Raw genomic sequence first — 18,811 nt, forward strand, 5'->3', positions numbered from 1 at the left:
AAGCTACGCGCCGGTGACGGCCGCCAGCCTCGCCGCCATGCCGCGGATGACCTCCGGCGCCTCGAGCGCCGCGAGCCAGTCTGCCGGCAGGCACCGCTCGCCGTAGAACGCCCCCAGGATGTTTCCCACGATCGACGCCGTCGAGTCGCTGTCCCCGCTGTGGTTCACCGCGACGGCGATCGCCGCGCGGAAGTGCGCCTGGGCATCGGCCTCGGCAGTGTTGACCTCCGCAGTGCCGGCGTCCGCCGTCGCCGTTTCTGTCCCGGTTTCCGGGGCGGTGGCAAGCACGGCGTACAGCGCCACGGCCAGGGCTTCCTCGGCCACCCACCCCTCGCCGAGTTCGCTGACCAGGTCCTCGGGGCTGAGCGCGCCACCGCCGCCGGGCAGGTTGCCGGCCAGCCGCAGGGCCGCCTCCAGCCGTGCCACAACGTCCGGGTCCGGATCTTCGCCCTTGCGCAGGATGCCGCCGCGCAGGTGCCCGAGGGCCGATTCCGCCGCTTCGCGCAAACCGCGGCCGGAGGACAGGGCATGGATGACCAGGCTGAACACTCCTGCGCTCTGACGAGCCGCGGGGTGCCCGTGCGTCAGGGATGCGGCATCGGCACTGAGCTTGTAGACCATACCGGGTTCGAGGTGGGGGATCAGGCCGAACGGCGCCGAGCGCATCACGGTGCCGCAACCCTTCGAATCCGGATTGACCGGACGCTTCACGGTGCCCATCTCGCCCGTGGCGAGTCCGCTCAGGCACGCCTTGCCGGGCGAACGACGGATCTTCAGGACATCCTGGGCATCGATCCAGCGTGGCGGCTGGAACGGGGCCGACGCCGGCACCGCGACGCCCTGGGTGCCCAGCCAGCGCAGGTACGCGAGCCACAGGCACGCGTTGATGTCCGATGCCACGCCGTCGTTGGCCCATTCCAGTGCTTCGAGGAGGCCGTCCGCGGTGTACAGCGTCATTTGCGTGTCGTCGGAGAACGGGCTGCCGGCGTCGAGCGCGGAAAAATCCTGGAGGCCCGCGGGCCCGAACCGGGCGCGGATCGCGGAAATGTCGTCGAACTCGACGGCGTAGCCCAGCGAATCACCGAGCGCACCGCCCAGCAGGCAGCCGTGGATGCGCGAGCCGTGGGCCGGCGCGGGGGAGTGTGGCTGGCCGGGTGTTGGGGCGGGTGCGGGGCTGGTCCCGGGCTCGGTGCTCATGCCCTCAAATTTACCCGGCGCTGCCCCGCACTCTGCAATGCCGCCAACCCCCTACGGGGACTGACTGCCGGGGACATACTGCCGGGGACTGGTGCAGGGCGTCGGCGGATGCGGAACGCCGGTAGGGTGCTGTTAGGACCCGTCCAGCGGTCATGCGAAGCAACCGCCGGCGGCGTATCCGTCCGGCAGTGGAGGAAACGAATGCGCGAACCAGCGTGGCGGAAGACCGGGACCACTCCCGATTACAGGTTCTCCCTGGCCAACGAGCGGACGTTTCTGGCCTGGATCCGGACATCCCTGGCCCTGATTGCCGGCGCCCTGGCCATTGACCAGCTGGCCCCGGAAATCGCGCCCGGACCCGTGCGCATTGCGCTGTGCGTCATCCTCGCGTTCCTCGGCGCGGGCCTCGCCGCCCTGTCCTACCGCCGGTGGGGACTCATGGAGGCTGCCATGCGGAACAACAGGGAGCTGCCGTTCTCCGGAGTGATGCTGGTGATGACGATCGGCGTCTCGGCTGCGGCGCTGGTGTTCGCCGCACTGATCCTGGTGGCGCGGTGAGGCCACATGCGGCCCGGGACCCCGGACTGCAGCCCGAACGGACCTCCCTGTCTTGGCGCCGGACGCTGCTGACCCTCATCGTGGCGGACCTGCTGATCTGGCGCAGCTGGGCGCTCGCGGGGTCCCGGGGCGGCGCCACGGGACCCATTGATTTCCTTGGTGTCTGCGCGCTTGCCGCCATGGCCGCGACGGCCGTGGTGGGGGTGTGCGTGCTGGTCCGCGGGCGGGAGCTCCGGCGGTCCAACGCCGCGCCGCCGGCCGCGCTGCTGCGCTGGGCCGCCGCCGCCGTCGTGGTCCTTGCCGCCAGCGCCGTGGCCGCCGTGGCCCTGGGGCACTAAGCCGGATTCCAGCCAACATCCAGATTCCGCTGGCAGACTGCTGGCGAACCTATTCTCCGGGCGGCCGAGGCCGCACCGGACCACCGCCCGGCGGCGGGCCAGCGACGGCGCAACTGCAGCCCAGGGCGCGCCGCCACCAGCAAAGGAATCCCGACCATGACCTTGCTTGTGCCAGCCCGCGAGTCCGTTGGCGTCCAGCCACCGGCCGCCAGCGACGTTTCGCCCCGACCCCGACTCGTGGCCCGGCTCTCCGCCGAGGCGCTGGGGACCCTGATCGTGGTGGTCGCAGGCCTGGGCGTGCCGCTGTTCACCATTCCGCAGTCGAACCCGCTGCCCGCCGCCCTGGCTGCCGGCCTGGCGCTGACGGCGGCGATGCTGGCCGTCGGCTACGTCTCCGGCGGCCACTTCAATCCCGCCGTCACCGTGGGCAACGCCATCGCCGGCCGGATCCGGCTCACCGACGCCGCCGCGCACATCGGCGCCCAGCTCGTGGGCGCGGTGCTCGGGGCCGTTGCCCTGTTCGGCGTCCTGCGCACCGTGCCGACCATCAACGACAGCCAGGGCGCATTCGCCACTGTGGCCGCCGGATTCGGCGAGCACTCGATCATCCAGGTACCCATGGCCGGCGTCCTGCTCGTGGAAGTCCTCGGCACTGCCATACTCGTGGCCGTATTCCTGGCCACGACGGGCAGCCGGAATCCCGCCAAGGCGGCTGCACCCTTCGCGGTAGGCCTGACGACGGCGATGCTCCTGCAGTTGGGCCAGGCGCTGGGCAATGTTCCGTTCAACCCGGCCCGGGCCACGGCGTCGGCTATCTTCAGCGGCCCGGATGCGCTCGGGCAGCTGTGGCTGTTCTGGGTGGCACCGGTGGTCGGTGCGGCCGTCGCCGGGCTGGTTTTCCGCGGCTTCGACCTTTCCACTGTTCAGCCTGCCCAGACCACTGACCCGGCCGGCGCGGCGCTCGCCGACGCCGACTTGGACGACGCCGGCTTCGACGACCCCGAGCTGGCCGACGCCGAAGTGAACGGCCCAGCGCTGGCCGACGGCGTGGACCACGCCCACACGGGCGGCGCCGGGCACCTGGGCAACGGGAAGGCCGCCGCCGTCTCCGCTTCGCCCGCCCGCACCCGCGCCCAGGACGACGAAGCCCGCAGCTTCTTCGACCGCAAGGGCGGAAAATAACCACACTCGGCCACGATCACCCTGAGTTGACCTCCGTCACCCTCCCGGGGTGGTGGCGCAAGAGTGTCGGTGCCAGCCGATACCGTAGGAATATGCGGTTATTGCACACCTCCGACTGGCACTTGGGCCGGTCCTTCCACGGCATCGGCATGCTGGATGCCCAGCGCGCCTTCATCGACCAGCTCGTGACCTTTGTCCGGGAAGAGAAGGTGGACGCTGTCCTCATCGCCGGGGACGTCTACGACCGTGCACTGCCGGGAGTCGACGTCGTCGGCCTGCTGGATGACGCCCTGGTCCGCCTCACCGGCGCCGGCGCCCAAGTTGTCCTGACCAGCGGCAACCACGACTCCGCCATCAGGCTGGGCTTCGCGTCGCGGCTGCTCGAGCGCGGGGGCGTGCATTTGCGCACGCGGCTGAACGAACTGGACCAGCCCGTGCTCTTTCCGCTCGGGGACGATGCCGAGAACGAGGCAGCGCCGGTGCTGGCCATTTACGGGATCCCCTGGCTGGAGCCCCGGCTTGTCGCCGAGCAGCTGGGCGTCGAAACCGCGAGCCACTTCGAGGTCACACGCGCCGCCACCGAACGGATCCGTGAGGACGTGCGGCACCGGAGCGAGACCCGGACCGTCCATTCGGTGGTCCTGGCGCACACCTTCGCCAGCGGAGGCATCAGCTCTGACAGCGAACGGGACCTGAGCATCGGCGGCGTCGGAGCGGTTCCGCTGGATCTCTTCGACGGCTTTGGCTACACCGCACTGGGCCACCTGCATGGCCGGCAGGAGCTCTCCCCGGCGGTGCGCTACTCCGGCTCGCCGCTGGCCTACTCCTTCTCGGAAGCGAAGCACACGAAGGGCAGCTGGCTCGTGGAGGTCGGCGCCGAGGGAATCGGCGGGGTGCGCGAAGTGCACTGGGACGCGCCCCGGACCTTGGCCGTGCTGCGCGGGAAGTTGGACGATCTCCTCGAAGCGGAGGACTTTGCCTGGGCCGAGGCCGCCTATTGCCAGATCACGCTGACGGACGCCGCCCGCCCCGCACAGGCGATGGACCGCCTGCGGGCCCGGTTCCCTGACACCCTGGTGCTCGGCTTCGATCCCGACGGCCCCGGCGCGGCGCCGAAGGCCAGCTACAGCAGCCGGCTTGCCGAAGCTGACGATGACCTCTCTGTCTGCTGCGGCTTCCTCGATCACGTCCGCGGCCGGCCCGCTTCCGACGCCGAAGCAGCCGTTCTCGCCGAGGCCCTCGAAGCCGTTCGCCTGGAAGGGGTTTCCCTGTGAGGATCCACCGCCTGGAGATTTCCGCCTTCGGCCCGTTTGCCGGCACGGAACGGATCGACTTCGACCGGCTCAGCGCACACGGGCTGTTCCTGCTGAACGGCGCCACCGGCGCGGGCAAGACCAGCGTCCTGGACGCCATCTGTTTCGCCCTCTACGGATCGGTTCCTGGAGCCCGGCAGGACGGGAAGCGGCTGCGCAGCGACCACGCGGAGGCCGCCGCCGAGCCCCGCGTCACCTGCGAGTTCTCGGCCAAGGGCCGGCATTTCGAAGTCTCCCGGGCGCCCGCCTGGGACAAGCCGAGCGCCCGGGGCAAGAACGGCTTCACGCTCCAGCAGGCCAACACGCTGCTGCGCGAACGCGTCGACGGCGCGTGGGTGGAGAAGTCCGGCCGGAATGATGAGGCCGGGGCCGAGATCGCCGACGTCCTGGGCATGAACCGGGACCAGTTCACGCGCGTGGTGATGCTCCCGCAGGGCGACTTCGCGGCGTTCCTGCGCTCGAAGGCATCGGACCGCCTGGAGCTGCTGCAGAGCCTTTTCGGCACCCAGCGCTTTGAAGCCGTGGAACAGGAACTATCCCGGCAGGCCCAAGCCGCCAAGGCGGAGGTCGCAAGCCTCAACACGAAGCTGGACCTGCTGCTGGCGCAGGCAGAGTCCGAAACCGCGGCGCTCGAACTCGACCCCGCCGGCGCCCCCGGCAGGGACCAGCCCGATGCCCTTTTGGCCTGGCTTGACGAGGCTGCGGCAACTGCCGCGGACGGCCGACGGACCGCCGCCGCAACGGCCGAGAAACAGGCCGCTGACCATGCCTCACTGTTGGAGGCCGCCAACGCGCGGGCAAACCGCCATGCCAAACTTGCCGCCGCGGAACTGCGACGGATTGACGCCGACGCCGCCGCCCCCGTCCTGGCGGATCAAGCCGGCACGCTCGGCCTGCACCGCCAGGCCGAAGTGCTTGGCGGCCAGCTGCGGGCCGTCGAAAGTGCCGCGGCAGCCGAGGACCTGGCAGGAACGGCCCTGGCGGAGGCCGCGCGGCGGCTGCGGTCCGCGGCGCTGACGGACACGGAGCTCGCCGGGCAGGATCTCATCGACGCAGGGGAGGGGGACGCTGCCGGCCCGCATGCCCCGTTGGACAGCGCGGCCGTCCGAAGCACCCTTGCACGGTTGCGGTCCCTGCACGCCGTGCTCACAGAACGCCTGCCCGACGAATCCCGGCTCATCGGACTCACTGACCGCGGCCGCCGGCTGCGCCAGCAGTTGCAGGAGCTGGAAACCGGGCGGGGGACCGGTGCCGCCGCCCTGGCCGCCCTGCGCTCCGAGTCGGCGGCCCTCTCCGCCGGAATCCGCCCCCTCGAAGAGGTGGCCGCGGAAGTCCAGTTGCGCACCAAGGAGGCAACGGCAGCTGACGAACTCGTGACCATCGTTGGCCGCTTCCTCGCCGCCGAGGCCGGGTGCTCGGCAATCTCGGAACAGCACGCCGCGGCCCGGAACGTACACCAGGACCGGAGGCAGCACTGGCTGGACCTCCGTGAGCAACGGCTCACGAATGCCGCGGCCGAGCTCGCCACCCAACTCCTCGCCGGAGTCCCCTGTCCCGTCTGCGGCAGCCCGGAGCACCCGGCGCCGGCCCCCGCCGCAGCCTCCGCACTGGCTGTCGTCGAGGCTGAGGAGGCCGCGCAACTAGCCAGCGACATGGCAGAAGAGGCCTTCGCTGCCCTCGGGCGCGATCTCGCCGACGCCCACCAGAACGTCGCCGTCCTGGCAGCCCAGGGCGGCAGCACACCTCCCGGGGAAGCCCGCGCGGAAGCGGCACTGGCCCGCGAACGGGCCGACGAGGCCGGCCGCGCCGCCACGGACCTTGCCGCCAGCCGGGCCCGGCTGGCAGAACTCGAGGCGGCCATCGCCGCCGCGGACCGGGCGCAGGCCGACGCCGCCGCCGGCATCGCCCAAACGCAATCCACGATCGCGGAAATCGACGAACAGGCAGCGGCCCTGGAACGCGCCCTGGACAAGCTGCGCGCCGGCCACGCCACCCTCGAACAGCGGATCGCCGCCCTGGCGTCAACGACGGCGGTCCTGGAACACGCCCACGCCGCGCAGTCGGCCGTCGAACAGGCCGCAGCCCGCACCGCGGAGGCACGCCGGCAACTTGAGCAGGCCCTGCCCGCAGCCGGTTTCAGCACTGAAACCGCCGCGCGGGAAGCACTGCTGCCGGCGCCGGTGGCAACACGCCTCGAAACGGCCATCCGGGCCGGTCAGGACGAAGCCGCCAGGATCCAGGAACTGTTCGCCGGAGAGGACCTGGCTTTGGCAGCGGCCGAGCGGGCCGCCGGGGACCTCGTCAGCGACGCCGCCCTCGAAGAGCTCAGGACGGAGTCGGCGGCGGCCGACCGCAAAGCCCGGGAAGCCCTGCTGGCGGCCGGGCTGGCCGAAAACTCGCGCCGGACCCTCGGACGCATCGCCGGTGACTACGCCGAACTCGCCGCCGCCGGCAGGGAACCGCGGGACCGGGCCGCGTTGCTCGCCGCCGTGGCAGACGCCGCCAAGGGCGGAGGCGACAACACCTACCGCATGAGCCTGAACAGCTACGTCCTCGCCGCCCGGCTTGAGCAGGTGGCCGTCGCTGCCTCCGAACGCCTGATCGGCATGAGCGACGGCCGCTACACGCTGCAGCACACCGATGCCAAGGCCGCTCGGGGCGCGAAGTCCGGCCTCGGCCTGGAAGTCGTGGATGAGTGGACCGGCCAGCGCCGGGACACCGCCACCCTCTCCGGCGGCGAGTCCTTCATGGCCTCACTGGCCCTGGCCCTCGGGCTGGCAGACGTTGTGCAGCACGAGTCCGGCGGCGTGGACATCGAGACGCTCTTCGTGGACGAGGGCTTCGGCAGCCTCGACGAGCAGGCGCTGGAACAAGTCATGGACGCCCTCGAAGGCCTCCGCGACGGCGGCAGGGTAGTGGGGCTCGTGAGCCATGTGGCGGAAATGAAACAGCGCATTGGCACCCAGCTCCAGGTGGTCAAGGGCCGCAGCGGCTCCACCTTGCACATCAGCGACGACACCCGGGTCTGAGCTCTCGTTTCCGACCCCTCGTCGCCGACCCCCCGTCCCGGGCCGGCCGTCCGGGCATCGGCTATCATTGATCTGTTACCGGGTCGCGCGCATCGGGAGGAGGGACGATGCGCACTATTGAGCGAACCCGGAAACCATGAACCCTTCACCGTCTTCTTTGGCGTCTACTCTTGACGCCCCATTTTCGACCGACGCCCTCATTTCGACTGCCGCACTGCCGGCCCCCGCGCCCGCCAAGGGCGGCCGCTTTGCGCGGCTGCCGCTGCTCGCCGGCCGCAGTTTCATCCCGCTGGGACTCTTCGCCCGCCTGCCGCTGGCCATGCTCACCGTCGGCGCCCTGACGCTCGTCACCGCCGTCACGGGCTCCTACGCCGTGGGCGGCGCCGCCGCCGGAGCCGTCGGCATCGGTTCCGCACTGGGCGCTCCAGTCCTGGGCGTCCTCGCCGACCGGCTCGGCCAGCGCCGCGTCCTGCTCGTGTCCGCCATCGCCAACACCGTGGCCATCATCGCCCTGATCCTCGCGGCATACCTCAGTCCCGGGGCGCAGGACCTCGCCGCCGCTGTCCCCGTGCTGGCCGCGGCCTTCGTGGCCGGGGCCAGCTGCCCGCAGGTCGGTCCGCTGGCCCGCGTCCGCTGGATGGCGCTGACCTCCCGGACACCCGGGCGAGGGGCGGCCGCAAACTCCGCGGACCTGGACACCGCGCTGTCCTATGAGAGCACCGCGGACGAGCTCACGTTCGTGCTCGGCCCGGCACTGGTCGGCATCCTCGCGAGCCTGCTCGCGCCGTGGCTGCCGCTGGCCCTCGCCGCTGCGCTGACTGTCGTCCTCGTACCCGCTTTCGCCGTGCACCCCACGCACCACGCGGTGATCCGCACAGCGCGGCGTCGGCCCGCCGGCACGGCTCCCGCCGCGGCGGGGGACCGGCACGCGGGCAGCCGCACGGCCGCCCAGCGCGCCAGAACCTTCGCCGCCGTCGCCCTTCCTGTGCTGGCGATGGTGTGCATGGGCACGTTCTTCGGCTCCACCCAGACATCCCTGAGTTCCTTCTCTGCCAGCTTCGCCACGTCCGAGCTCGCGGGCCTGCTCTACGCCGCGATGGGACTGAGCTCTGCGGCTGCCGCCCTCTCGGTCGCTTACTGGCCCCGCCGCCTCACGGTGAACGTCCGCTGGATTGCTTGCGCGGCCCTCATGGCCGGGCTCGCGTCCCTGCTGTTGCTGCCCACGACGGCGATGCCCATGGTCCTTGTGCTGTTCGTCCTGGGCCTGCCCGTCGGCCCGCTCATGGTCACGGTTTTCGCCATCGGCGGCCTCGTGGCACCGGCCGGGAAGCTCGGCACGGTCATGACGGCCCTGGCCAGCGGCATTGTCGCCGGCACCGCGCTCGGATCCTCCATCGCCGGGCAGTTGGCCCAGAACTTCGGGTATTCGGCGGCGTTCCTGGTTCCGGTGTGCGCCGCCACGGCGCTGTTCCTGCTGGGAACGGCCGCCGCCGTCGTACTGCGGCAACGCGGGCGGAAGCCGGCACCGGCCGCCTAACCCCCGCTAACCCGCCGTTGCGCTATCACTTGTGGTCCCTAAAACGGCGGCAAAGTCAATCAAGGGGACATCTACTGATAGGGCATCGGAGGGAGCGGGCGACGGCGGCACGTTCCACGCACTTAGCCCAGTTGCGCCTCGATGCGCCGGGCCGCCTCCGTGAGGGCCCCGGCGACCTCGTCCGGATCCTGCGCGGCGCGGATATAGACGACGGCGAGGGCGGCAGGCCGGCTGCCCGGCACGCGCAGCGGCACCGCAATGGACGACACACCGGGGATCACCTCGTCATGGCTGGCGGCAAAGCCGCGGCGCCGGGCCTCGGCCGCTTCGGCCCGGTACGGGATGCCCGGGACCAAGGCCCGCCACTCCTGTTCCGGGAAGGCGGACTGGATGGCGATGCCCGGTGCCCCGGCGCTGATGGGATGCCTCGACCCCGGGTGCTGCACCACCGCGGCGCCGCTGTGCCGCGGATCCACCGTCACCAGCGTCACGCACTCCTCCCGGTCCCAGACCGCCACGAAGGCGCTCATGGTCAGGGTGTTGGCCAGCAGGGTCAGCTCCGGCAGGGCCGCCGACTGCAGGTTGCGGGAGACCCCGCGGGCCAGGACGGCGAGGCCCGGTCCGGGCTGGACGCGGCCGCCGTCATCGCGCACCAGCAGCGAATGGTCCTCCAGGGTGCGCAGGATCCGGTAGGCCACAGAGCGGTGGACGCCCATGGCATCGGCGAGTTCGGCAATGGTGAGCGGCTGCTGCGCCTCGGCGAGGATCTCCAGCGCCCTGATGCCGCGGGACAGCGTCTGGGACGGGGAAGCCTGGGCGGTGCCGGCGTTCGGGGTCATGGGGTCCATCCTAGGTGCGGGGTCGCTGGACGCCGGGCGTGCCGGGCAACCCTTGTGTTCCGGCTCACGGTCCGCTAGCGTTCTATATGGGAACTACTTGTTCGATTATAGAACACCAAGGGTTCAAAGCACAGGTGACCCAAAACATAGGTCATACAAACCGCAGCCTAACAAGACCGCAACGAACGCAGGGGATCAGTGATGATTGCCAAGCCACGCGACCACGCCGGGGGTGTCCAGGGCCAGGGCCCGCTGTCTGCGCCGCGGGCGAGCCACTTCCGGGGCAGCCTCGGCAGGTTTGCCACCGGCGTCGCGATCGTGACCTTCGACGGGGTAACGAAGCGCCACGGCATCACCGTGAACTCCTTCACGTCGGTCTCGATGGAGCCGCCGCTGGTGCTGGTGAGCATCGCCCGCACTGCCAAGGCCCACAATGAACTCACCGGCCGGCCCTTCACGGTGAATATCCTCGGCGCCGAGCAGCGGCACCTGGCCATGCACTTCGCCGGCCGCCCCGGCCCCGAGCCGCTGTGGGTGGAAGGGGACACGGCGCCGCGGCTGTCCAATGTCCTCGCCTATTTCGAATGCAAGCCCTGGGCGGCGTACGACGGCGGGGACCACACCTTGTATATCGGCGAGGTAGTGGACTTTAACTACCGCAACGGCGACGCCCTGGCGTTCGCCAACAGCACCTTCACCACCATCCCGGAAAGCCAGCTGGGCATGGAGGACCTGCTCTAGCGCCGCACCACATCCATTCAACGCGTTTCAGCTCAACGACGACTGGAGGAAAGACCAATGGGTATCCGTACCGGACGGCAGTACCTGGACAAGCTCAACGCCATGACCCCGCACGTGGTGATCGACGGCGAGGTGGTCAGCGAGAAGATCGCCGAACACCCGGCCTTCCGCAATGTGGCCCGCTCCTACGCCGGGCTCTTCGACATGCAGCACGACCGGAAGTACCAGGAGGCGCTCACCTACGCCTCGCCCAGCACCGGGGACCTGGTCAACGCATCCTTCCTGGTGCCGAAGACCATTGAGGACCTCCAGCGGCGCCGCCGCGCCATCTCCACCTGGGCCGAGTCCTCCAACGGCTTCCTTGGCCGCTCCGGGGACTACATGAACTCCGCGCTCACGGCGCTGGGCACGGCCGGCAAGTGGTTCGCGCAGGCGGATCCGAAGTTCGGCGAGAACATCCGCAACTACTACGAGTGGGCCCGGGAAAACGACGTCCTCGCCACGCACACCCTCATCCCGCCGCAGGTTAACCGCTCGGTCTCCGGCTCGGAGCAGCTCGGCGGCCAGCTCTCGGCCCGGATCGTGGAGGAGCGCGGGGACGGGGTCGTCATCCAGGGCGCACGCATGCTCGCCACCATCGCCCCGATCGCAGACGAGCTCCTCGTGTTCCCGTCCACCGTCCTGCGCGGCACCCCGGAAGACGCGCCCTACTCTTACGCGTTCGCCATCCCCAACGACTCCCCGGGCCTGCGCTACCTCTGCCGTACCTCGCTGTACAACGGCGGCAGCACCCACGACGAGCCGCTGGCCTCCCGCTATGAGGAAATGGACGCCGTCGCAGTCTTTGACCACGTCTTCGTGCCCAACGAGCGCATCTTCATGCTCGGCAACCCGCAGCTGTGCAACAGCTTCTACGCCGAAACCGGCGCCGGCGCGCTGATGACCCACCAGGTGGTTACCCGCACCATCGCCAAGAGCGAGTTCTTCCTGGGCCTGGCGTCGGAACTGGCCGAGTCGATCGGCATTGACGGCTTCCAGCACATTCAGGAAGACATCGCCGAGCTGATTATCGACGTCGAAATCGGCAAGGCGCTGGTCCGCGCCTCCGAGGCCGACGCCGGGCTCAACGACGCCGGCGTCATGCTGCCGAAGTGGACCACCCTGAATGCCGCCCGCAACTGGTATCCGAAGATGGCCCAGCGCTTCCCGCAGATCATCCGCAAGTTCTCGGCGTCGGGCCTCATGGCCCTGCCGGGCGAGGCGGACGTCAACAGCGAGGCCCGGGCGGACATCGAGCTGTACCTGCAGGGCAAGTCCCTGACGGGCCCCGAACGCGTCCGGCTCTTCAAACTGGCCTTCGACGCCTCCATTTCCGGGTTCTCCGGGCGCCAGTCGCTGTACGAGTACTTCTTCTTCGGGGATCCGGTCCGCATGGCCAGCGCCCTCGTGAACAGCTACGACCGCGAGCCGGTCCGGGCCAGGGTCCGCGAACTGCTCAACCGCGCGGACTGATCCGCGGAAGACATTCCTCAGCGAATATGTGTGCCCTATCACACATTTCATAGTAGTATTCAGGTTACTAACTGACCGTTCAATCAGTAATTCACGAGGCAATCAGTTATCCACTTCGCACCCACCCCCGGGCAGTATTTCTGCCCCCAGCAACGGAGTTTCAATGACCGCAACTTCACGTGTCGATACCGAGGCGGGCCCCAGCAGCAAGCATGAGGAACGCAAGGTCCTCGCGGGCACACTGGTCGGTACCACCATTGAGTGGTACGACTTCTTCATCTTCGCCCAGCTGACGGCAACGCTGCTGTCACCGCTGTTCCTGGCACCGCTGAACGCCTCCAACCCGGGCCTGGCACAGATCCTGTCCTTTGCCCTCATCGGTATCAGCTTCCTGTTCCGCCCGCTCGGCGCCATCGTCGCCGGCCACCTCGGTGACCGCCTCGGCCGCAAGGCCATGCTGGTCTTCACCCTCATCATGATGGGTGCCGCCACGGCGCTGATCGGCCTGCTGCCGACCTACGCCCAGATCGGTTTCTGGGCCCCGGTCCTGCTGATCTTGCTCCGTGTTGTCCAGGGCTTCTCCGCCGGTGGCGAATGGGGCGGTGCCGCGCTGATGGCAGTCGAGCACGCTCCCAAGAGCAAGCGTGGCCTGTTCGGGGCCTACCCGCAGATCGGCGTGCCCGTGGGCATGATCCTCGCGACGGGCCTGCTGTTCTTCCTCAACACGTCCATGTCCAAGGAAGACTTCGCGGCCTGGGGCTGGCGGGTTCCGTTCCTGCTCTCCATCGTGCTGATCGTCGTCGGCTACCTGATCCGCCGGGCGGTCGCCGAGAGCCCCGTCTTCAAGGAGATGCAGGAGCGCAAGGAAGGGAGCAAGGCGCCCCTGGGCGAGCTTCTCCGCAACCACAAGAAGGCCGTCCTCTACTCGACGATGATCTTCATCGGCAACAACGCCGCCGGTTACCTGCTGATTGCGTTCTTCATCTCCTACGCCACCAAGTCCCTGAAAATGCCTACCGCGCAGATCCTGCTGGCCACCACGCTGGCTTCCTTCGGCTGGCTGATCTTCACCCTGGCGGGCGGCTGGCTGTCGGACAAGATCGGCCGCGTCAAGACGTTCCTGCTCGGCTACGGAATTGTCTTTGCCTGGATGATCCCGATGTTCGCGCTGATCGACACCAAGAACATCGTGCTCTACGGCGTCGCGCTGTTCGTCCTGACGATCGGCCTGGGCCTCTCCTACGGCCCGATGTCCGCGATGTACGCCGAGATGTTCCCGGCGAACGTCCGCTACTCGGGCATTTCGATCGGCTACGCCTTCGGCGCCATCCTCGGCGGTGCGTTCGCTGCCACCATCGCTGAGGTCCTGCTGCAGGGCACCGGGTGGACCGGTTCCATCGGTATCTACATCATGATCCTCTGCGTCATCTCCGCGGTCGGCGTGCTGCTGGCCGGGGAGACGAAGGGCCGCCCGCTCGGCGTCAGCAGCCACCACTAGGCTGTTGTCCCGGTAGGCAAGGCAAGACACGAAAGAGGCACGGACCGCGGTCCGTGCCTCTTTTTGTGTTGGCCTGTGTTGGCGGCTGCCTGTCGGCCTAGACGCCCAGGAAGCTGATGGCACCCTGCTTGAAGGCGCGGCTGGTGATGGCGTTGGTGTGGTTGCGGCCCGGCAGCACCAGCTGTTCGACCATGCCGCCGGCCTTGGCGCCGAGGGCGGCGAGCTCCGGCATGGAGGCGGCCCGGTCGTCCTGTTCCCCCGCTACGAGGAGCATGGGCATGTGCGGGACCGCCTCGGCGGGATCGTACGGCTCGGTCTTGATCGCCTCGATAAGGGACAGCAGGGCGAAGATGTTGTTGCTGGGCAGCAGCATGGCCATCTTCAGCAGCCCGGCGGTTGATTCGTCCGCGATCGGCGTGCCGTCGGCCAAGTACCGCTGCGCGGCGATCAGGTCGAAGTCCGCCAGGGGGTCGGCGACGTTGGGGCCGCCCAGGACCAGCCGGTGCACCAGCTCATGCTGGGTGGCGCCGAACTCCCAGGCAAGCCGGGATCCCAGCGAATAGCCGATCAGGTCGAGCCCGCTGGACGGGTCGCCGTCGCGCAGCGGCCGCACGCCGGCGTCGAACACGATCTGCAGCAGGTCCGCGCGGATCCGGCTGGGGGAGTAGGAGTCCATGTCCTCGGGCGCACCGCTGCGGCCGTGGCCGGGCAGGTCCACGGTAATGACGCGCCGGCCGGCCTCCAGGAGCGCGGCCAGCCAGCCGGAGTCCTCCCAGTTGAGCTTGGAGGAGGAGGAGAACCCGTGCAGCAGCAGGACCGGACGGAGCCCGGCGTCGTTCTGGGGCTCATGCACCTGCACGTAAAGCTGGGGGTCGGTGCCCTCCACGGTGTGGGAATGCAGTTCGCCGGTGTGTCTGCCGCTCATGCTCTTAGTCCTCATCAAGTACTGCGCTCAGGCGGACCCGGCGCTTTGGTGCCTCTTCCTTCGGGACCGTGCCCACGATGCCGGCGGTGTTGTCCGGCACCTCAAACACAATCAGGGGCTCGCCGACATTGATCTTGTCACCGGGCCCGCCGTAGATACGCACTACCTTACCTGCCTGCGGGCTGGGCAATTCAACGGCCGACTTGGTGGTTTCGACCTCCACGAGCGGCTGGTTGCGCTCCACCTGCTCGCCCGGTGAAACCAGCCATTCCAGCACGGTTGCCTCGATCAGGCCCTCGCCGAGATCGGGGAGCGGGAAGGAAATTTCAGCCACGTTTGTACTCCAATACTCGCTGGATGCCGAAGAGGATCCGGTCAATGTTCGGGATGTATTCATCTTCGAGGTCGCCCGAGGGGTACGGGACGTCGAAGCCGGTGACGCGTTCCACCGCTGCCTTGAGGGTGTCGAAGCAGCTCTGGGTGATCAGCTGCGCCACCTCGGCGCCGAGGCCGGAGGTCAGCGGCGCTTCGTGGACGACGACGGCGCGGCGCGTCTTGCGCACGGACGCGGTCAAAGCTTCGGCGTCGATCGGCTTGAGCCAGCGCAGGTCCAGGACCTCGATGTCGATCCCGTCCTCGGCGGCGAGCTCGGCCACCTGCAGGCAGCGGGAGACCATGGCGCCCCACGCGACGAGCGTGAGGTGGCGGCCTTCGCGCATCACCTTGGCGCCGGTGGGGGAGCCGCCGCCTGCATCGTGTGTGGCGGCGTCCACCTCACCCTTCTGCCAGTAACGGGACTTCGGTTCCATGAAGATCACCGGGTCCGGCCGCGTGGCGGCGTACTTGAGCAGGTGGTAGGCCTCATGCGGGTTGGACGGCGAGACCACCTTCAGGCCCGGCACGTGGGCGAAGAGCGCCTCGAGGCTTTCGCCGTGGTGTTCGGGGGCCCGGATGCCGCCGAAGCTGGGCACGCGCAGGGTAATGGGCATCGGCATGGTGCCCCGGCTGCGGTAGTTCATCCGGGCGATCTGGCAGACGATCTGGTTGATGGCCGGGTAGGCGAAGCCGTCGAACTGGACCTCGGGAATGGGGTGGAACCCGGCCATCGCCAGGCCCACGGACATGCCGAGGATGCCCGATTCCGCCAGCGGGGTGTCAAAGACGCGCTGCGCGCCGTGCTTGGCCTGCAATCCGTCGGTGATGCGGAAGACGCCGCCGAGCCGGCCGCAGTCCTCGCCGAAGATGACGGCCTTGGGGTTGTCCGCGAGGACCTCGTCGAGGGCACGGTTAAGCGCCTGCTGCATCGACATCACGGTGGTTGGTGCGGGGCTGTCTGCGGCCGTGTTGGTGGCAGTGTCGTCGCCGGTGGCGTTTGCGCCTTCGAGTATCGAGTTAGACATGTTCGGACTCCTCGCGCCAGTTGGCGGCCTGGGCCTGCAGGGCAGGGGTGGTTTCCTGGAAGACCAGGTCAAACATTTCAGTTCCGGGACGGGAGCCGAGAGCCTGGATGCCGGTGCGGATCTGCTCCTCTTCGGCCTTGGCCGCGGCCAGCGCCTCGGCGAAGAATGCCTCGTCCGCGATTCCCTCGGCCAGCAGCCGCTGCCGGAGCCGCTCGAGCGGGTCAATGCCGGCGCCGTCGCGTTCCTCGTCGAGGGAGCGGTAGCGGCCCGGATCATCGGAGGTGGAATGCGGGCCGCGGCGGTAGGTCATGGCCTCGATGAGCACCGGGCCGTTGCCGGAGCGGGCATGGGCGAAGGCGCGGCGGGTCGCCTCGAGGACCGCGACGACGTCGTCGCCGTCGATCTTCAGCGCCGGGATCCCGTAGCCTGCGGCGCGGGCCGCGACGGAGCCGCCGGCGACCTGCCGTTCGGTGGGGACCGAGATGGCCCAGCCGTTGTTCTGGACGAAGAACACCACCGGGGCCTTCATCACGGCGGCGAAGTTCATCGCCTCGTGCACATCGCCCTGCGAGGAGGCGCCGTCGCCGAAGTAGGTCAGGGCGACGCCGTCTTGCTGATCGAGCGTCTGGCCGTGGGCCCAGCCGACGGCGTGCAGGACGGACCCGGCGACGACCGCCTGGATCGGGGCCAGCCGGGATTCCATCGGGTTGTACAGGCCGCCGTGCCACGTGGCCTTGTGGGTGGACATGTAGGCCACCATGTCCACCCCCATGGTCCGGGCGACGCCCATTTCGCGGTAGGTGGGGAAGACGAAGTCCCGGGTGGTGTCCACGGCGTAGCCGCTGCCCACCTGGGCCGCCTCCTGGCCGAGCTCGGGGGCGTAGCCGGGGATGATGCCCTGCCGTTGCCAGGCGATGGCCGAGGTGTCGAGGTGCCGGACGGCCACCATCAGCGAATAGAGCTCTCGGAGCTCGTCGGCAGTGAGCGGCCCGGCAGCGCCGCCGGAAGCCACGGGGAGAAGTGTATCCATGCCTGTGACCCTAGTCACCGGCGGCGGGGTGGGCAATCAGCCTAGGCCGGGGTGCCCAGACTGCACACTTCTGCCGCCCGTAGCGCCGGGACGCCTGACAATTTGTCTAGCGCCCCGGCTGGTCGGCTAGTCAGCCTCGACGCTGGCGCGGCGGTTGCGGGTGATCCGGGCGCTGATCCAGCACGCCGCAGCGATGCCGGCCACCAATGCCAGGGTGCTGAAGAGCTGCGTGCTGGTTTCCGGGCTGCTGAAGCCGACGGCGAAGATCAGCGCCAGGAGCACCAGTCCGAAGACCGTCAGCCCGGGGAAGCCTTTCATGCGCAGCGGCAGCACGGTGCCGTCACGGTCCGCCCGGCGCCGCAGGATCAGCTGGGACACGAGGGCCGTGCCCCAGACCACGAGGCAGGTGGAGCCGACAAGCTGGAACAGTGCCGGGAGAATCTGGTCGGGGAAGAGCAGTTCCAGGACGGCGGCGAGGAAGCCGAAGGCCACCGAGACGCCCACGGCCACCACGGGAACGCGTGCCGTGTTGACTTTCGAGAGGAACCGCGGGGCTTCGCCGCGTTCGGACAGCGAGAAGACCATCCGGGACGCGCCGTAGAGGTTGGCGTTCAGCGCGGAGAGAAGCGCGACGACGGCGACCAGGGTGATCGCGGCACCGGCACCCGGGATGCGGGCGACGTCGAGGACGCCGGCGAACGGGGACTTCAAGGCCGCCGAGGTCGAGGGGAGGACGGCGGCGATGACGAATACCGAGCCGATGTAGAACACGAGGATCCGCCACACAACGGTGCGGATCGCCTGGCCGACGCTGTGCGCCGGGTTCTCCGTCTCGGCTGCGGCCACGCTGACGATCTCGGTGCCGCCGAAGGCGAAGATCACCACAAAGAGTGCGGTGGCGATGCCGCCCAGGCCTGCCGGGGCGAAGTCGGAGGTGAAATTGCTGAGCCCGGGGGACGGGACGTTCGGCAGCCAGCCCAGCAGCAGGGCCGCGCCGATGGCCAGGAACAGCACGATGGCGGCGACCTTGAGGATGGCGAACCAGAATTCGAACTCGCCGAAGTTCTTCACGCCGGCGAGGTTGACTGCCGTGAACAGGGCCATGAAGATCAGTGACAGCGCCCAGACGGGAATCACCGGCCACACGGTGAACAGGAGCGCAGCCGCACCCAGGGCTTCGGCCGCGATGACCACCACGAGCTGCAGCCACCAGAGCCAGCCGACGGTCGCGCCGGCGGTCTTGCCCATCGCCTTTTGCGCGTAGACGGAGAAGGCGCCGCTGTTGGGGTTGGCCGCGGCCATCTCGCCGAGCGCCCACATGACCAGGATGATCAGGGTTCCGGCGACGAGGTAGGAGATCAGGACGGCGGGTCCCGCCGCCTGGATTCCGGCCCCCGAGCCGAGGAACAGGCCGGCGCCGATCGCGCTGCCCAATCCCATCATGGTCAGCTGGCGCGGCTTCATGCTGTGCCCCAATTTCGGGGCCGGGAGGGCAGTGGGCAACTTCGCTATGGACTTCGTTGTCATACTGGCGAACCTTTGTGTGGTTTGGATCTGTGCGTCCTTATGGGACCTATTGAATTTACCGTCTTTATGCCGGCGCTAACGATCGCCGGGGCGCCGGCGGCGTGAGAGCATGATGGCAGTTTGCTAACTGAATCAGGGTATTGGCGGCGGTTTGTCCCACCCGGGCCGCGTGGAAAGGAAAAATC

At 69.1% G+C, this 18,811-nt stretch carries 16 protein-coding genes; 9 read left to right on the top strand and 7 right to left on the bottom strand.

Translation table 11 applies throughout. From position 1 onward, the window contains the following. Positions 1–3 precede the first annotated feature (3 nt). The gene (locus tag LQV16_RS10585) at positions 4–1,197 is read right to left on the bottom strand and encodes an ADP-ribosylglycohydrolase family protein (protein ID WP_229993846.1); all 1,194 of its coding nucleotides are present in this window, start codon (positions 1,195–1,197) and stop codon (positions 4–6) included. Between the two features lie 201 nt (positions 1,198–1,398). Between LQV16_RS10585 and LQV16_RS10590 the strand changes: the two genes are divergently transcribed. The 6 genes from LQV16_RS10590 (at position 1,399) to LQV16_RS10615 (ending at position 9,154) form a co-directional block, all read left to right on the top strand. Next, the gene (locus tag LQV16_RS10590) at positions 1,399–1,755 is read left to right on the top strand and encodes a DUF202 domain-containing protein (protein ID WP_229993847.1); all 357 of its coding nucleotides are present in this window, start codon (positions 1,399–1,401) and stop codon (positions 1,753–1,755) included. Further along, a complete protein-coding gene (locus LQV16_RS10595; protein WP_229993848.1) occupies positions 1,752–2,093 on the top strand; it encodes a DUF202 domain-containing protein in 342 nt (113 codons plus the stop codon). Before LQV16_RS10590 ends, LQV16_RS10595 begins: the two co-directional genes overlap by 4 nt. Before the next feature lie 156 nt (positions 2,094–2,249). Continuing rightward, a complete protein-coding gene (locus LQV16_RS10600; protein ID WP_229993849.1) occupies positions 2,250–3,275 on the top strand; it encodes an aquaporin in 1,026 nt (341 codons plus the stop codon). Positions 3,276–3,367: 92 nt separating this feature from the next. After that, on the top strand, positions 3,368–4,549 hold the full coding sequence (locus LQV16_RS10605) for an exonuclease SbcCD subunit D (RefSeq protein ID WP_229993850.1): 1,182 nt from the start codon (positions 3,368–3,370) through the stop codon (positions 4,547–4,549). After that, positions 4,546–7,617, top strand: a complete 3,072-nt coding sequence (locus tag LQV16_RS10610; RefSeq protein WP_229993851.1) for an SMC family ATPase — start codon at positions 4,546–4,548, stop codon at positions 7,615–7,617. The genes LQV16_RS10605 and LQV16_RS10610 overlap by 4 nt, the downstream gene beginning before the upstream one ends. Before the next feature lie 157 nt (positions 7,618–7,774). After that, entirely contained in the window at positions 7,775–9,154 is a 1,380-nt protein-coding gene (locus LQV16_RS10615; protein ID WP_229993852.1) for an MFS transporter, read from the top strand. Between the two features lie 122 nt (positions 9,155–9,276). On the opposite strand, the gene LQV16_RS10620 is transcribed toward LQV16_RS10615, so the two are convergent. Then, positions 9,277–9,993, bottom strand: a complete 717-nt coding sequence (locus LQV16_RS10620; protein WP_229993853.1) for a helix-turn-helix domain-containing protein — start codon at positions 9,991–9,993, stop codon at positions 9,277–9,279. A 201-nt stretch (positions 9,994–10,194) separates the two neighbouring features. On the opposite strand from LQV16_RS10620, the gene LQV16_RS10625 reads away from it, so the two are divergent. The 3 genes from LQV16_RS10625 (at position 10,195) to LQV16_RS10635 (ending at position 13,744) form a co-directional block, all read left to right on the top strand. Continuing rightward, positions 10,195–10,734, top strand: a complete 540-nt coding sequence (locus LQV16_RS10625; protein WP_229993854.1) for a flavin reductase family protein — start codon at positions 10,195–10,197, stop codon at positions 10,732–10,734. Between the two features lie 57 nt (positions 10,735–10,791). Beyond that, complete coding sequence (gene hpaB / locus LQV16_RS10630; protein ID WP_229993855.1) at positions 10,792–12,246, top strand: 4-hydroxyphenylacetate 3-monooxygenase, oxygenase component; 1,455 nt, start codon at positions 10,792–10,794, stop codon at positions 12,244–12,246. Positions 12,247–12,409: 163 nt separating this feature from the next. Continuing rightward, on the top strand, positions 12,410–13,744 hold the full coding sequence (locus LQV16_RS10635; RefSeq protein ID WP_229993856.1) for an MFS transporter: 1,335 nt from the start codon (positions 12,410–12,412) through the stop codon (positions 13,742–13,744). 97 nt (positions 13,745–13,841) lie between these two features. On the opposite strand, the gene LQV16_RS10640 is transcribed toward LQV16_RS10635, so the two are convergent. The 5 genes from LQV16_RS10640 to LQV16_RS10660 form a co-directional block, all read right to left on the bottom strand. Next, entirely contained in the window at positions 13,842–14,669 is an 828-nt protein-coding gene (locus LQV16_RS10640) for an alpha/beta fold hydrolase (RefSeq protein WP_229993857.1), read from the bottom strand. Between the two features lie 4 nt (positions 14,670–14,673). Then, complete coding sequence (locus LQV16_RS10645) at positions 14,674–15,003, bottom strand: biotin/lipoyl-containing protein (RefSeq protein ID WP_018775751.1); 330 nt, start codon at positions 15,001–15,003, stop codon at positions 14,674–14,676. Beyond that, entirely contained in the window at positions 14,996–16,069 is a 1,074-nt protein-coding gene (locus LQV16_RS10650) for an alpha-ketoacid dehydrogenase subunit beta (RefSeq protein ID WP_229993858.1), read from the bottom strand. Before LQV16_RS10650 ends, LQV16_RS10645 begins: the two co-directional genes overlap by 8 nt. Then, a complete protein-coding gene (locus tag LQV16_RS10655) occupies positions 16,062–17,099 on the bottom strand; it encodes a thiamine pyrophosphate-dependent enzyme (protein ID WP_229993859.1) in 1,038 nt (345 codons plus the stop codon). Before LQV16_RS10655 ends, LQV16_RS10650 begins: the two co-directional genes overlap by 8 nt. Positions 17,100–17,225: 126 nt before the next feature. Then, positions 17,226–18,626 carry an amino acid permease gene (locus LQV16_RS10660; protein ID WP_229993860.1) on the bottom strand — a complete coding sequence of 467 codons (1,401 nt, stop codon included), beginning with the start codon at positions 18,624–18,626 and terminating at the stop codon, positions 17,226–17,228. Positions 18,627–18,811 lie beyond the last annotated feature (185 nt).

Source organism: Arthrobacter sp. Bi26, from assembly GCF_918697925.1.
In the GTDB taxonomy this organism is placed as follows: domain Bacteria; phylum Actinomycetota; class Actinomycetes; order Actinomycetales; family Micrococcaceae; genus Arthrobacter.

What these genes read in the sequence shown, in the direction of transcription:
- LQV16_RS10585 (WP_229993846.1), bottom strand. Translation starts at nt 1,197, where the DNA reads ATGAGCACCGAGCCCGGGACCAGCCCCGCACCCGCCCCAACACCCGGC.
- LQV16_RS10590 (WP_229993847.1), top strand. Translation starts at nt 1,399, where the DNA reads ATGCGCGAACCAGCGTGGCGGAAGACCGGGACCACTCCCGATTACAGG.
- LQV16_RS10600 (WP_229993849.1), top strand. Translation starts at nt 2,250, where the DNA reads ATGACCTTGCTTGTGCCAGCCCGCGAGTCCGTTGGCGTCCAGCCACCG.
- LQV16_RS10605 (WP_229993850.1), top strand. Translation starts at nt 3,368, where the DNA reads ATGCGGTTATTGCACACCTCCGACTGGCACTTGGGCCGGTCCTTCCAC.
- LQV16_RS10620 (WP_229993853.1), bottom strand. Translation starts at nt 9,993, where the DNA reads ATGACCCCGAACGCCGGCACCGCCCAGGCTTCCCCGTCCCAGACGCTG.
- LQV16_RS10625 (WP_229993854.1), top strand. Translation starts at nt 10,195, where the DNA reads ATGATTGCCAAGCCACGCGACCACGCCGGGGGTGTCCAGGGCCAGGGC.
- hpaB (WP_229993855.1), top strand. Translation starts at nt 10,792, where the DNA reads ATGGGTATCCGTACCGGACGGCAGTACCTGGACAAGCTCAACGCCATG.
- LQV16_RS10635 (WP_229993856.1), top strand. Translation starts at nt 12,410, where the DNA reads ATGACCGCAACTTCACGTGTCGATACCGAGGCGGGCCCCAGCAGCAAG.
- LQV16_RS10640 (WP_229993857.1), bottom strand. Translation starts at nt 14,669, where the DNA reads ATGAGCGGCAGACACACCGGCGAACTGCATTCCCACACCGTGGAGGGC.
- LQV16_RS10650 (WP_229993858.1), bottom strand. Translation starts at nt 16,069, where the DNA reads ATGTCTAACTCGATACTCGAAGGCGCAAACGCCACCGGCGACGACACT.
- LQV16_RS10655 (WP_229993859.1), bottom strand. Translation starts at nt 17,099, where the DNA reads ATGGATACACTTCTCCCCGTGGCTTCCGGCGGCGCTGCCGGGCCGCTC.
- LQV16_RS10660 (WP_229993860.1), bottom strand. Translation starts at nt 18,626, where the DNA reads ATGACAACGAAGTCCATAGCGAAGTTGCCCACTGCCCTCCCGGCCCCG.